Genomic DNA, 15,538 nt, shown 5'->3' with positions numbered 1-15,538 from the left:
ACTCAAGTCGTCTGTGCTTTTTTGTTAAACCTATTATAAAATTCTTTCTTTCTAATATATATCAAGTGTTCTTTCTTCTTCAAAGCCGTCAGGAAGCGTAAATATAATAGTGTAGCGTCCTTTGGGTAGATATACTTTACCATCAGTAGCAATAGGTAAAAATATCTTTTGAAGACTCTTCTCATAGGCTGTCTTACCCGCATAAGACATCGTCAAGTCATAAGGTATATAATTAAACCCAACATTTGTCTTATAAGTAAATGTTTGCAAGGTAACACGTCCTTTCATCACTTTTATAGGTATTGATAAATTTTCCTTTGAAGCAAAAGCATAGAAATACACATTAGGCTTCACTGGTTCTTCCCATTCGTTATTGGCATTTCCCCAATTCGCAGAATAAGGAAGCGTAATAGGCGTTTCAAGTGGATAAAAATCTTGTGAGGTAATCGCCACTCTTAGCTCTTGCATCATCTTCACCGAGGTGCGAAAAATACCACGTCCCAATGTCGCAACTGTCATTTCACCATTTGTTTCGTCTATATAAATATCGTAAACACCTGTTTCGGGCAATCCTTTGCTGAATGGTTGCCAACTTTCACCTAAGTTAAACGAAATATACACCCCATTATCAGTTCCTGCATAAAGAATCTGACTGTTTTTAGGGTCTTCTTTGAGTACATTTACTTTACTATCGGGCAGGTTAGAATGGATATCTGTCCAACTCTTGCCATTGTCATTACTCATAAAAATAATAGGGTCGATATTGGAATCATCAGTACTAATAAGGGTTGTCAATACGCGGTTACGCTGGTGTTTAGAGGCAATGAGGTTGTTCACTTTTAGCGGACGAGGGAAAGCGTTGTATATCTGTTTCCACGATACCCCTCCGTTGTCGCTGGTGTAAATCATACCATCGTCACTACCCGTATAAAGCAAACCAAACATAAAAGGCGATTCAGCTATAGCCGAAATTGTACCATATGCCTTGTTACCCTGCTTGTTACCATTGGTTACATCGTCCGAAATAGTCCGCCAATTCCGACCTTTGTCCATAGAAATGTGCAATTTGTCACTTCCTATGTAAATAATATCTTTGTTTTGTGGCGAAATAAGTAGCGGTGCATTCTTGCCAAAACGCAATGGTTCCTTGTTTTCACCGTAATAAGCACTTCCTAACGGAAAAAGCTGGTCTCTATCAGGCAAAAAAGTAAAGAACTTGCCATAAGGTTCTGCGGCATAGCTATCATTGCCAAACGATAGCGAATGAATAGCTTTTCTGAACGTATTCCAATGACTGTTATTCTGCGCCAATACCACCTGGTCACTCACATAGTAAGGTGTTTTGTTAGCTTTGTCGTAACTCAGCTGGGTAAAAGCCATTGCTTGTGGTACATTCTTAAAAGCAAAACTTTTTCCGTTGTCGTAAGAGACCTGTAATCCACTGCGAGTTGTACAAAATAGAGTACCCTGTTGTAAGTAAAGTTGTTCATAGCTGTTGTTCAACGAAATCGGTTGTTTACTTTTCCACGTCCTGCCTCCATCGGTAGATTCCAATAAGGGATATCCTCCTATAAATAAGTGTTTTTTATTACTAAGGTCTACGCTGATGCCCCCAAAACGCTCTCCGTTTTGGTAATACACATCATTCAGAGGTTGAATATTCGTCTTTTGCCAAGAATTACCCCCATCTTCAGTTACGTACACTTCCGCACCTATAATCTCTTGGATACTTACACCCAAATAACTCAGTAGTTTAGCAGGAGAGGTTACCTCTGCAGCTATCATATCTTTGAGATTCTGAGCTGTATATTTCTCGTCCTGACCTATATTGTGCAAAAACACATTTAAACGGTTGTTATCTAACGCGAGGAAATCGGCTTTGCTCATCACATCAAAATCTTGAGCGGAGAGATGAATGCGCACTACTTTCTGTACAGTGTTAATATTCTCTTTCTTTTTGGCATTGCGATTATCTACTATCGCATAATAAGTTTGACTGTTAAAGCAACTCACCCCTATCTTGCCAATGTTATTCCCTTTGAGAAAGCCGTTGTTCACCGTGATTTTCGTCCACGTATTGCCTTTATCAGCGCTCTTGTAAATAGCACTATTACTGCCATAAGGAGCACTGTCCCACTGACTGTTATTCACTTCCCACGACACAGCCAAAAGCATTGCTCCATCAGGCGAAGCTGTAATTTGCGTAATACCCGCACGAGTGCTTACAAACAGTTTTTGTTGCCACGTTTTTCCGCCATCAGTAGTTTTGAAGATACCGCGTTTTTCATCGGCTTTATAAGGGTTACCCAATACTCCTGCCACAAGTTCTTGGGGGTTAGTAGGGTTGATATACAAACTACTAATGCGTTGCATTCCTCCCAATCCCTTAAAGTCAGTTGTTTTGCCTTTATCGGTAGAGATAAAAACGCCATAAGGGGTCGCAACCGACAAAGTCCCCGATTGCCAATCTACTGCCAGTGCTGTGATACTTTGTGTAGGGAGGGTTGAGCATAGTACTTGGTAGGTTTCCCCGCCATTTTGGGTAAGCCATACACCTCCGTTTTCTGGAGCAACTATAAACTCACTGCTATTTTTAGGGTTTACACTCAGCGCACTGATGCGATTGCCTATCTCTTTTACTGTCACTTGCTCAAAAGGCGTTTCGCGCACCCACGAACGCGCTTTGAGCTCCTCTTTCTGACGCAAAGGAAGCGGTAGCAGTTCTTGGGCAGTGAGAGTTGTTGTGATGATTAATAAAGAAAATACAAAAGTAAAGATTTTATTTTTCATATTTATTTGCAGAATTCTCTTTAAGTTGTTGTTTTTAGGGTGCAAAAGTACAACAATTTATTGAAATGAGCTAATATTCTAAGAATATTTATCCCATTGCCCTTTGTCATTCCTCATTTGTCACTCGTCATTTCTTCCTTTTTCCGTCTCCACATTCCTCCTCTCCGAGGGGGCTAGGGGGAGGTTTCTTTTAATTTTCCGCCACACTCCCCCCTATTGCCTATGACCTAAGCTCTACTGCCCTTTCTCTTTCTTTCGCCTCGAAACCTCTTTTTTAACATTTTTTACACTGTTGTATTATATTATGAATCAACTCTTTATATACCCTTTCTATACCAATCGTCCAAGATTCGTATAAGCTTCCTATAAGCTCTCTATAAGCTAACCCCACCCTCCTAATAGCCTTTTTTCACTAAAATCCCTCTCAGCTTACTTCTGATATTTTTCGTTTTCCTCCGAAGTCCAAGCCCCTCCGATATTCTCCAACTAATTCCCTCATTTGCTAATTCCCTCATTTCCTCATTTTCTCATTTGCTAATTAAGTTACACTATCTATCTCTTACGTCAAACTCCCTGTCAATTCATAAAATCATTATTAATCATTAACCACTAAGCATTAATCATTGATATTTATTTTTGTAATTATATATTATTTTGTACTTTTGCACCCTCAGAAAATAAAGAGATATCAAGATGTTTAGATGGATAAAAGCCAGCTTCTGGGGTACCATTGCGGGCTTAATATTGCGCAACCGAATTGCTTTTTTACTACTCATAGCTGCTATCACTGGGGGCTTAGCTACACAGTGGAAGAACGTGCGCTTTACTTTTACCGAAGCAAATATGCTCCCCGATGATCACCCTGTGAATATGGAGTACAAGCACTTCCTCGATAAGTTCGGCGAAGAAGGTAACTTGATATTAATGGCGTTAGACGATAAAAAAATCTATACACCTGAGGTACTCAACAAATGGATTGCCCTTAGTAACGAACTAAAAAAGTTCAAACAGATAGACGCTGTTATCTCTATCGACAATTTGCCTATCTTAGTGAAAGACACTGCCCAGCAGTGCTTTGTTACCCATAAGTTTATCGAAGGAAAAGTAAAAAACCAAACTGAGGCTGATAGTCTCAAAAAAGTACTTTCCGAGAAACTGCCTTTCTACGAAGGTCTCATCTACAACAAGAAAACGAATACCTTGCAAACAGCCGTGTATATGAACAAAAAGATTGTCAATACACAAGCCCGCAAGGATTTTATCCTCAACGATTTTATTCCCATAGTCGAGAAGTTCGAAGCGCAAACCGGACTCAAAGTGCACACTTCGGGTATGCCTTATATTCGTACCCTCAGCGCTCAAAACATAATGGACGAGATAGGGTTATTCATCTTGGCTGCCCTACTCTCTACTTCAGCCATCTTCTTTTTCTTTTTCCGTTCATTCAGGGCGATGTTTATCTCTATGGGCGTGGTATCGATCGCAGTAATGTGGGTATTTGGCTTTTTAGGGCTTTTCGGCTACGAAATCACCATTCTCACAGGACTTATTCCGCCTTTGGTCATCGTGATTGGTATCCCGAACTGTGTATTCCTCATCAATAAATACCAACAAGAAATCAGTAAGCACGGCAACCAAGCTAAGTCGCTTATTAGGGTAATCCGCAATGTAGGCAATGTAACCCTGCTCACCAATCTCACTACGGCTATTGGTTTTGCTACCTTTATTTTTACCGAAAGTTCTTTGCTCAAACAGTTTGGGGTTATTGCTTCTATCAATGTAGTATCTATCTTCTTCATTTCTCTATTGCTAATCCCAATTATTTACAGTTATATGCACATACCTCAGGAAAAACACCTAAGGCATTTGCATCGCAACTGGATAGGTGGACTTATCAAGTTCATTGAGAATACAGTAAAGCATCACCGTATTGCAGTATTCACTACGGCTATTGCTCTGCTTATCCTCAGTATTATTGGTATTTACAAAATAAAGATTTCGGGTAGTCTCATCGAAGATATGCCTAAGTCAGCTGCTTTTTTTGACGATATCACTTTTTTCGAGAAGAATTATGGCGGAATTATGCCTTTGGAAATCACTATTAATACGAAGCAGAAGAACGGTGTTACTCGGTTAGTGAATCTCAAACGTATCGACGAACTCTGCACTCATATCGAGGAAATCCCCGAAATATCCAAACCGCTTTCGTTGGTAAACTTGGTGAAATACGCCAAACAAGCCTATTACAACGGCAACCCTAAATATTATAGCCTGCCCACTACCCAAGAGCAAAACTTTATCCTTTCATACGTCAAAAACTCTAAAGGTAATGCCAATATGCTCTCCGCTTATGTAGATTCATTGGGGCAAACGGCACGCATCACTACTTTTATGAAGGATATTGGTACTGAGAAGATGCAACAAATCGAGGACAATATTTACACCAAAGCTCAAAAGCTTTTCCCAAGTAATAGGTATGAAGTGAAGATTACCGGTAAAGCCTATTTGTTTACCAAAGGTACTAATTATTTAGCTACCAACCTCATTTGGTCATTAGCCTTGGCTATTTTGCTCATTGCGCTCATTATGGCGTATATGTTCCGTTCGTTCAAGATGATAGTTGTCTCACTCATTCCTAACCTTTTACCGCTACTCATCACCGCAGGACTGATGGGCTATTTTGGCATTCCGCTCAAGCCTTCCACTATACTTGTGTTCAGTATTGCCTTTGGTATTTCGGTAGACGATACCATTCACTTCTTGGCTAAATATCGCTTAGAGTTAGTAGCACGTAATTGGAAGATAAGCAAATCGGTATATGCAGCTTTACGCGAAACAGGGGTAAGTATGTTCTATACTTCTATCGTGCTACTCTGTGGTTTCTCAGTGTTCTTGCTCTCCAGCTTCGGAGGTACCAAAGCACTCGGCGGACTCATATCTGCTACTTTACTTTTCGCAATGATGACGAACTTACTACTCTTGCCTAGTCTGTTGCTTTTCTTAGAACGCAGTCTGTCCAACAAAGAAACTATCAAAGAGCCTAAGATTGAGATATTCCCTAAGGACGAAGAAGAAGAAAACACTGAAAAAGAAAATAAAACATTATAATTACACACTGTTATCAGCTGATTGACAAATTTGTTAATTAGCTAATTAAAATAATCATTATGGAAAACAAAAAGCATATCGTAATTGTGGGCGGTGGCTTTGCTGGCTTAGAGCTAGTAAAAGTGTTGAACCGCTCTGGTAAATATAAAATTACCTTGGTGGATATGAATAACTACAATTTCTTTCCACCTCTGCTATATCAGTTGGCTGCAGGCTTTATGGAGCCTTCATCTATCTCCTACCCTTTCCGCCGTCTATTTCGCAAGTATAAAAATGCACGTTTCAGAATGGCTACCTTGCGAGAAGTCGTTCCATCGGAAAACAAACTCATCTTGAGCAATGGAGAACTGCATTATGACGTATTGGTAATGGCTACGGGAGCTGAATCAAACTTCTTTGGTAACAAAGATGTAGAAGAAAAAGCAATGCCTATGAAAACCGTAGGCGACGCCCTTATGCTTCGCAACTTAGTATACACCCGTTTGGAGCGCGCTACCCGTACTGAGGATAAAGAATTGCGCCGTAAGTTACTCTCTTTTGCTATTGCAGGAGCAGGTCCTACTGGGGTAGAGTTATCGGGTATTTTTGCTGAAATGAAACAGAACATTATGCGCAAGGATTACCCTGAGCTTACTTATGACGATTTAGGTGATATTTATCTCATCGACGGACAAAACACCGTACTTGCTCCTATGAGTAAAAAAGCCCAAGCATATACCGAAAAAATCTTGCTTAAAAAAGGTGTAAAACTCAAATTAGGAGTACAGGTAACCGATTTTCTGAATGACGAAGTATATCTTTCGGACGGTACCATTCTTGATGCTCGTAACCTAATATGGGCAGCGGGGATTTCAGCTAAAACCTTTAAAGGTATTGACGACAAGCAACACTTAGGTCGTGGACGACGTATGAAAACCGATGCTTATAACAAAATGGAAGGCTTCGAGAACATCTATGCAATCGGCGATTCGTCTATTATGACTGCCGACCCTCACTTTCCTCAAGGGCACCCTCAGCTCGCACAAGTAGCCATACAACAAGCCAATAACTTAGGAAAAAACTTCAATAAAGATTTCGTAAACCCTACTCCTTTCAGTTATGTCGATAAAGGTTCAATGGCAATTATTGGTCGTAACCAAGCCGTCGCCGATTTGCCTAAACACATTTTCCTCAAAGGCTTCGTAGCGTGGGCTATTTGGGCATTTATACACATAATGTCGCTGGTAAACTTCCGCAACAAACTAAAAGCTTTGTACAACTGGATAGGTTATTATATCAGCAAAGACCAGTCGTATCGTATGGTATTACGCCCTACCGAAAAAGCAAAAGGATAAAATCTGGCTATCCTCTATACTTTGCCAATGTTTGAAACATTGGCAAAGTTAAACCTACATAATTATAAAAACATTATTTTGTTTTAATTTTTAAAGAATTTTTATTCAATTTCTCTCCCGTAACGGAGACTTCTTTCACTAAAAAGCAAAGAATGGAGAACACTGCTAAACAATGGAAACAACAACTGCAATACCTACTGAAAGGAAGGGACTACGAGTCGCTTATATACACTTCAGCAGAGGACGTTCCTATCTTACCTTTTTACACTTCCGAGAACGTAAAAAGCCCTTATGCAGTTGATATCCAAACCCAAGTAGCTGTTCCTCTTTTTGTATCCGATAAAGAACAGACCCTCAAACGCATTGCTTTTTGGCAAAGCCAATCAGTTCACTTTTTTTTGCTCAACCTGCACTCTGAGCTTATTCAAGACGAAGTACAACAATGGTTACCTACTGATTTACACTACTTGTTCACCAATGCCCTCACTGTAGATACCTCAACCTACCAAAACACAGGAGCTTCAATGGTGCAACAAATCGCTTTCGGAGTAGCCCAAATGCAGGAAATACTGACTACTTCAAAAGTAACCACTGCTTTTGTGAAAATAGCGGTTGGGGGTAGCTTTCTGTTAGAAATTGCCAAACTGCGCGCTTTTCGTCGCTTATTTAGCGAGCTCTACCCTACCCTACCCTTCCATTTGATAGCCGAAGTATCTCATAGAGGCTTATCTCTTCTGAAATCGTCGCATAACCAAAACTATGTACAGTTAGCTTACGAGGCTGCTGTATTAGGAGGTGCTGATTATTTATTGCCTAAAAATTCCCTTTTCTTTAAGAAGAACAGCGTAAATACCGAAAAAGCAAATGTAGCTACCATTCAGCAACTCACTGCTACCCGCAACGCAACACGGCTCAACGGAATGTATGCAATTGAGGCTATCAGCTACGAAATGTACAAGAAAGCTCTTGTGCTATACCAGCAAGTTCACAAACAAGGAGGATTGTCGGTTATGCTAAAAAGCCACAACCTGCAAAAACAAATAAAGGCTAAGGCATCGCAAGAACAACAGTTTTTTAATACACAGTGCTCTGCTTTCTTTCCTGAAAATAGTATCGTTGAAGTTTATCCACGTAAAGAATGGGATTTCTATCCTTTTACCAAAAATCACACCGCTGACTCATTAACACCCAAACGCCTCTGGGAACCCTTTGAAAAAAGAATAAAACAAGAAATGTATGAGCAAAAACAATGAAACTATGGCTGGTTTGCCGCCTTATGAACGTGGGTACCGCGCAATGGGGTATTTAGAAGGAATGCCCTCTTTGCGCATCGTGGCTATGGAAGAAGAAAGCATTTCGCCTAACGAACCCACTGAAATACTTTATCAGAACATCGAGAATTTTACACAAAGCAAAGCATCTTGCAAATCATTGGTGATAACTGCTATTGATACTTTGCCCCAAGCCTTATCGGTAAAAGAAGCTCAATACCTCTATATACCTGCATCTCTTCTTTTAGAAAACACCATTAAGGAAACTTTTATCCACATTCTTACTCCTAACGACAAACTGCGTATTTTAGTAGATAGTGCTGACAATGGTTTTGAAATCATTGCAATGCTCCGTAGCTTGCGCGCTCTTGCCCAACTGCCTATCACCTGCTTAGTCCATTCTATCACCGATTATCTATACGCCCTCATCGCCCAATCCGACGATTTGATATGTGATATTAAAAACAAAGAGTTGGCTTCACCTGAAAACCAATTCCTAATAGAAAATAGTTTAGTTATCAAAACTATCGACCCATTCTTCCCCTAAGCCTCACTTTTATTAGGCAAAACGCTCAAAACAGCATTTCATTAGCTCCACTTTACCTTCACTTTGAGAGCACTATTTCTTCGTTCATTGTTCGTCTTTTCTTCGTCTTTTCTTCGTCTTTCCTTCGTCCTTTGTTCGTCCTTTGTTCGTCCTTTGTTCGTCCTTTGTTCGTCCTTTGTTCGTCTTTTGTTCGTCTTTTGTTCGTCTTTTGTTCGTCTTTTGTTCGTCTTTTGTTCGTCTTTTGTTCGTCCTTTCTCTATCTGCCCGTGCGGCTCGCACCGTCTTTTGTTCGTCTTTCCTATAAGCTTTCTATAAGCTTCTCCCAAATTAACCATTAACCATTAATCATTAACCATTAATCATTAAACAAGGCTTTCTCCCTCCTCAAAGCCTTTTCTCTTCAAAATTATCCTCAGTCTGCTTATGATGTTTTCGTTTTCCTTCAGAAACTACGAGTCTATTCGAGTCCTTCCTACGATTCCTACAAGTCCGACCAATCAAATAACTATTTTTTATCCCTCTCCATCATTTGCTAATTTGCACATTCGCTAATCGGCTAATTCGCTAATTAATATTTTAAAGATTTATACGTAATTCAGATTTTTAATGTATATTTGCAAAATGAAAAAGAAAAAGCTACAAAGAAGTAAGTCTCGTATATCTGCAAAAAAGAAATCTCCATTTGGGAACTTTTTTACTGTAAGCCTCCTATGCATTTTGTTGTTGGGAGTAGGTAGCGTTTTCTATATCAGAACCTATTATCCTGCCATTTACCAAAAAATACTAAACAAAATTACAGCCCGTAAAATAAACTCTACCTACGAAAGCAATCGTATTGAACATATCGTAAGTCTCTACTACGATAAAGTCTTCGGCATCGACCTTTCGCACTATCAAGAACGCGAAGAAATAGAATGGGATAGCCTCTACATCCGAAATAAAACTGCAAAATACCCTATTCAATTTGCCATTTTTAGAGCAACAATGGGGAACGATGGAACCGATAAGAACTTTGCACACTTTTTTTCAGAAGCTAAAAAACACCAACTTATCAGAGGAGCTTACCATTACTATCGTCCAGACGAAGACCCTAAGCTACAAGCAAACTCCTACCTGAAGAATGCTCAGTTGGAAAAAGGAGATTTCTTACCTATTTTAGATATAGAACAATTGCCTAAAAAGAAATCCAAAGAACAGTTTATTAAAGATGTACAAACGTGGTTAGATATTGTTGAAAAACACTACAAACGCAAACCTATTATCTATACTTACATCAGTTTTTACGAAGATTATTTGTATCCCACTTTCAAGCAATACCCATTATGGATAGCCAATTATAATAATGTATCAGTCCCTACCTCTGTTTTTTCTTGGCAGTTATGGCAATTCACTGAAAATGGTATTACTGCGGGAGCAAAAGTCAAAATAGATTTTAATATTTTCAATGGTGATAGTAGCGAACTGAACAAACTCTTATTGTAGTATGACAAAAAAAGAACTCAGGACACTCTATAAGCAAAAACGTAATGCCCTATCAGCTGAGGAGCGAGACCTCCTCAGCCAACAAATAGCTGAAAGGTTACTTCTTTTTCCTGATTCTTTATGGGAGTATCACACTTACCATATATTCCTCCCCATAGAACAATTAGCTGAAATAAACACAAATTATATATTGGACATACTGCGCGATAAGAATAAGCAAATAGTAGTCCCTAAAATGGATAGCAATACTCGCACGCTGTCCTCTATTCTTCTCACCAAAGATACTCAGCTCATTAATAACGCTTGGGGAATTCCCGAACCTAAACAAGGTGTTATTATAACTCCCGAAACCATAGATGTAGTATTCGTTCCTCTTCTTGCCTATGACAAATATGGCAATCGGATAGGCTATGGCGGTGGTTATTACGACCGTTTTTTGAGTGAATGCAGAGGTGAAACACTCAAAATAGGACTCTCCTACTTCCCTCCTGAAAATAACTTTTATGCTTTGAGAAATGCTACTGATGTTTTTTTAGATTATGCTATCACTCCTTCTGCCAATTACACACTCACAAAAAAAGAATATTGATAATTTTTTATTGAGGAAAAGTTTGCTTATATTGAACTTTTCAAAATAAAATACCATATTGTTTTGTATAATTCTAAATAAGTAGTATCTTTGCGCCGTCAAATCAAAATACAAACAATATTATGAGATTAAAATTTTTAGCTCCTGCGCTTATCGCAGGAATGACTGTGATCACTACTTCTTGTAGTAAAGACGACAATCCGACCCCTATACCTTCTACTGCTAAAGAAGTTAAAGAATTAAATGTTTCTTCACAAACAGAGTGGGTGTATTTTTCTTTTTCAGAAGGGAAACAAGTAGAGGTAACCAATCCTCGCACAAGTGATAATTGGGATATCGCTTTCAATCGTTATAACGTAAAAACTAATGGTGGTACTTCAGGTATTGGAGGCGTGGAAGTAGCTAATACAGGAAGTAAAGATTTTGCTACTGTTACTCAATACCCTGGCATAGGATATGAGAAAGACATATTAGTAACTTCTTATGGGCGCCCACAACCAGGACAAACAACTCCTACTACTACAACTATCTCAGTTAATCCTGCCATTACAGGTACAGTACAAAGCCCTGACCCTAAAGGCTTCTATAACTATAATCCTCCTACACCAGGAAGCAATACTCCTCATATTACACTTACCAAATATGTATATGTAGTAAAAACAGTAAAAGGAAAGTATGTAAAATTGCAAATTACTGAGTATACTAACGCTAAGGGTGAATTAGGTTATCTTACTTTTAAATATGATACTCTTACCTCTCAAACTCCAGTAGAAAAAGTAAACCTTACTTTTACCAAAGCAGTTGGAGAAGTACAATTAGATGCTACTGCCGATTGGCAATACTTCTCATTGGCAACAGGAGCAGTAGTAAGTGTTACCACTCCAGAAACTGATACTACTTGGGATATAGCTTTCAAAAGTTATTATGTAAAGCTCAATGGTGGTGTGAATGGTAAAGGAAAAGGAGAAGCTCTTAAAACAGAATCAAAAGATTTTGATGCTGTAAAAGAAACTGTAGTAGTAGGTTTTGAAAAAGACAAAGAAGTAACTTTTACTGGTAGAAACAGCTCTACTAAAGTAAACGTTTCACCAGTACTTACAGGAGGCTTTGGTTCTACAACAGGTACTATAAACATCAGTCCTAGCAATATAAACAAATGGGGAGATGTTTACGCTCCTAATGAATGGGTATACATTATCAAAACAGCTGATGGTAAATACGCTAAAGTGCAAGTAACTGATTTTTATAAGGAAGTAAACAGCAAAAAAGCTCCTAATTACCCTAAACTTAAATATCAATTGAGTGATAATCAAAGTAAATAATAAAGATTATGAAAGTTAGATTATTACTATCAGTTTTAGCTATAGCCCTTACTTTTGCTTCTTGCAGTAAGGACAATGATAGCAAAGAAGAGAAAAAAATCTCAAAAGGAACACAAGTGAAGAACTTGTACACTTTCAACAAAGATAATTGGGTATACTTTTCTTTTAAAAAAGGTGTCATAACTATTCAAGATCCTGAAAATAGCTTAGATTGGGATATAGCTTTTTTTGCTCATTTCCTCAAAACTAATGGTGGTATATCAGGTAAAGGAGAAGGAGGAGCTATAAAAACTGACTCTAACGACTTTGACGCTGTTACTTCTGCTCCTACTGAGGGTTACACACAAGATGTAAAAGGTACAATGTCTTATGGATCTTATCCTAATCTAACAGAAAAAAAAGGTACTTTTTCTCCAATTGTATCCGGAGATTTTGAAACAAAGACAGGTTACGTTTCTCTTTCACCCAACAATATAGGAAAATGGCCAAGTGTGTATGCTCCTACAAAGTATGTTTACATAATTAAAACTGCAAAAGGAGAATATGCTAAATTTCAAGTTACCGATTTTTATAACGATGGGGCTAAACCTAACTACGTTACTTTTAGCTATCTAATTAGCAAAGATGGTAAGTTTTAAGCCTAAACAATAATCACACTGAGGCTGTCTTAATATAGGCAGCCTCTTTCGTCTAAATTAAATTATCAATATGCGAAAGATTTTTATCACTGCTTTTATTTCATTATTCTACTCGCTATCTACTCTTGCTCAAAACGACAAGAAGGAAGATGAACCTATAAAACTCAATGAAATAATTGTAACAGCTACACGCGCTCAAAAGAACTTAAAAAACGTACCTATCACCGTACAAGTAGTTACCGCTGAAGACATTCGTAAATCGCAAGCTACCGACTTTCAATCGTTTTTAGAAACGGAATTTGCAGGTATCAACTTTACTTACGATGGAGGTATGCCTAACATTAATATGATGGGATTTGGAGGTAAATATGTGCTCTTTTTAATGGACGGCGAGCGTATGGCAGGAGAAACTTTTGACAATATTGACTATAATCGTATTGACTTGGATAATATTGAGCGTATTGAAATCATCAAAGGGGCTTCTTCTTCTCTTTATGGCTCGAATGCGCTGGGAGGGGTGATTAATATTATTACCAAAAATGCTAAGAAACCTTTTGAAGGTAGCGCGAGTTATCAGTATGAGAGCATCAAAAGTCATAAAGCGAATGTAGGCGTGGGGAGCAAGCAGAAATGGGGTAGTATCCGCCTGACATCTTTTTACAATTTCCGCGAACCTTATGTTTTGGAAGACAGCGAACCATTAACTGTTTATAAAAATGGTACAGCTGTTACCTCTGAAAAAGGAGAACTCAATATTGCGGGGTTTACTACTTATGGAGTTACCCCTAAACTTACTTTCAACTTATCACCTAAAATAGACCTTGCTCTTACGCCTAACTACTACTTCAGCGAACGCAATCAAGGGACAGAATCTTCAAGGAAACTACGTGATAGATACTATAACTACACTTTATCGGCTAAATCTAACATTGCACTCACTGAGAGCAAAAAATTAAGCTTATCGGGGGCTTTTGACCGTTACGACAAGTTTAACTACTTCCCGTTATTAAAAGAAAAAGAAAAGAACTATGAAAACACCATATGGCGCGCAGGAATGCAATACAACCAATCGCTATGGGAAAAACATTCGTTAGTAGCAGGAGCAGAAATATTTTCAGATGAACTACTCAGTTTTCGTTTTGATAATACGGGTACTGAAGCCAAAGAAAATGCACAAAACTACACTGCTTTCACCCAACAAGAATGGACACTTTCTTCTGCCTTCACCTTGGTAACTGGGGCACGTATAGATTATCATTCACTTTTTAAAGAACACTTTACCTATCGCTTGTCAGGAATGTTTAAGGTAGAACAGTTTACTTTTAGAGGAGGTTTTTCCACAGGTTTCCGGTCACCTACCTTGAAAGAACTCTACACTAATTGGTTTCACCCTTGGGGGGTGGCTTCCAAATAATGGGTAACAAAGACCTTAAACCCGAAACCAGTAATAACCTTAACCTTTCAGTAGATTTCGACAGCAAGAAGGTGAATATTACCGCAATGACGCAACTCTCGTCGGTAAGAGATAAAATAGCCTTCCGCTGGACGGCTGCCAGCGATACTATTCGTTATGTAAATTTTAATGGCAATACTGAGATTGTAAGCTCTGAGATATCGGCGACTTATCACCCTACAAAAGCTTTCCGCTTTAAAGGTTCGTATGCGTACTACTACATTAGCAATAGCACAGGTGAAAACCGCCCGCATACCTTCACGGTAAAAGCTGAATACATTCCTAAGCGTGATGCCCTCTATATTCCTAACGTTGTGTTGAGTGGCAAATACGTAAGTGCTACCCGCATTCACGATACCGATAGTAATAACAATGAGCTCTATACCTATTATGAACCTTATAGTATATGGCATTTGCAACTATTCTCTAAACTTCCCTACCACCTCACCTTCACAGCAGGTATTGACAATCTTTTCGATTATGTAACTAAAACCACGAGTTTCTACTCCAGCATTTCTCCGGGGAGAACTTATCTGATAGGATTAAAGTGGACCTATTGATTTTCAAAAATAAGTTGGGTTAGAGGTAAGAATTCGTACAAATTTCATTCTGCTTTGTTTTTCCACTCAAAATAACTCCATCTTTTTTTCGAAATATATCAGAAGAATTCGGAAGTAGAAAATTAGGTAAAGAGTATAAGATAAGAGGTAAAGTGGGTATGGTTAGCTTATAGGAAGCTTATAGGAAGCTTATACGAATCTTGGACGATTGGTATAGAAAGGGTATATAAGTAGTTGATTTATATTATAATACAACAATGCCAAAAATGTTAAAAACGGGGTTACGAGGCGAAAGTAAGAGAAAGATAAAATCCTTTTAACACGTACTTACTCGGTAGTTATTGAGAAACTCTCCTAAGGATAGGGGGCTTAGCGATGCAAAGGTAAAGACAATAATAAGGTAAAAGTGGAGGAGATTAGTAAATTTTACAAATTTGTTAGTTC

10 protein-coding genes and 1 pseudogene are annotated in these 15,538 nt (G+C 38.5%); 9 read left to right on the top strand and 2 right to left on the bottom strand.

The annotated features are described in order from the left end of the window. Nucleotides 1-51: 51 nt before the first annotated feature. Nucleotides 52-2,790 carry a sialidase family protein gene (locus AM608_RS01520; RefSeq protein ID WP_053580540.1) on the bottom strand — a complete coding sequence of 913 codons (2,739 nt, stop codon included), beginning with the start codon at nt 2,788-2,790 and terminating at the stop codon, nt 52-54. 693 nt (nt 2,791-3,483) lie between these two features. Here AM608_RS01520 and AM608_RS01515 point away from each other — a divergent pair. The 4 genes from AM608_RS01515 (at nt 3,484) to AM608_RS01500 (ending at nt 9,050) form a co-directional block, all read left to right on the top strand. After that, a complete protein-coding gene (locus AM608_RS01515; RefSeq protein ID WP_053580539.1) occupies nt 3,484-5,898 on the top strand; it encodes an RND family transporter in 2,415 nt (804 codons plus the stop codon). Between the two features lie 59 nt (nt 5,899-5,957). Continuing rightward, a complete protein-coding gene (locus AM608_RS01510) occupies nt 5,958-7,232 on the top strand; it encodes an NAD(P)/FAD-dependent oxidoreductase (RefSeq protein ID WP_009421134.1) in 1,275 nt (424 codons plus the stop codon). Nucleotides 7,233-7,384: 152 nt separating this feature from the next. Next, a complete protein-coding gene (locus tag AM608_RS01505; protein WP_053580538.1) occupies nt 7,385-8,485 on the top strand; it encodes a methylmalonyl-CoA mutase family protein in 1,101 nt (366 codons plus the stop codon). Beyond that, nucleotides 8,469-9,050, top strand: coding sequence for a hypothetical protein (locus AM608_RS01500; protein WP_053580537.1), 582 nt, complete (start codon nt 8,469-8,471; stop codon nt 9,048-9,050). Before AM608_RS01505 ends, AM608_RS01500 begins: the two co-directional genes overlap by 17 nt. Nucleotides 9,051-9,091: 41 nt before the next feature. On the opposite strand, the gene AM608_RS11960 is transcribed toward AM608_RS01500, so the two are convergent. Then, nucleotides 9,092-9,385, bottom strand: a complete 294-nt coding sequence (locus tag AM608_RS11960) for a hypothetical protein (RefSeq protein ID WP_157466222.1) — start codon at nt 9,383-9,385, stop codon at nt 9,092-9,094. A gap of 286 nt (nt 9,386-9,671) precedes the next feature. Here AM608_RS11960 and AM608_RS01490 point away from each other — a divergent pair, with 286 nt between their 5' ends. From AM608_RS01490 to AM608_RS01470, 5 genes and pseudogenes are all read left to right on the top strand, one after another. Then, nucleotides 9,672-10,532 (top strand): glycoside hydrolase family 25 protein, encoded by an 861-nt coding sequence (locus tag AM608_RS01490; protein ID WP_053580535.1) that lies wholly within the window; start codon nt 9,672-9,674, stop codon nt 10,530-10,532. A 1-nt stretch (nt 10,533) separates the two neighbouring features. Next, entirely contained in the window at nt 10,534-11,121 is a 588-nt protein-coding gene (locus AM608_RS01485; protein WP_053580534.1) for a 5-formyltetrahydrofolate cyclo-ligase, read from the top strand. Between the two features lie 122 nt (nt 11,122-11,243). Continuing rightward, the gene (locus tag AM608_RS01480; protein WP_053580533.1) at nt 11,244-12,443 is read left to right on the top strand and encodes an HmuY family protein; all 1,200 of its coding nucleotides are present in this window, start codon (nt 11,244-11,246) and stop codon (nt 12,441-12,443) included. A gap of 8 nt (nt 12,444-12,451) precedes the next feature. Beyond that, complete coding sequence (locus tag AM608_RS01475; protein WP_053580532.1) at nt 12,452-13,081, top strand: HmuY family protein; 630 nt, start codon at nt 12,452-12,454, stop codon at nt 13,079-13,081. A gap of 70 nt (nt 13,082-13,151) precedes the next feature. Further along, nucleotides 13,152-15,094, top strand: a pseudogene (locus tag AM608_RS01470) (TonB-dependent receptor plug domain-containing protein). Nucleotides 15,095-15,538: the final 444 nt, after the last annotated feature.

Origin of the sequence: Capnocytophaga sp. oral taxon 323, from assembly GCF_001278825.1 — a bacterium.
Taxonomy (GTDB): Bacteria; Bacteroidota; Bacteroidia; order Flavobacteriales; family Flavobacteriaceae; genus Capnocytophaga; species Capnocytophaga ochracea.
This window is presented reverse-complemented; position numbering and strand designations above follow the sequence as displayed.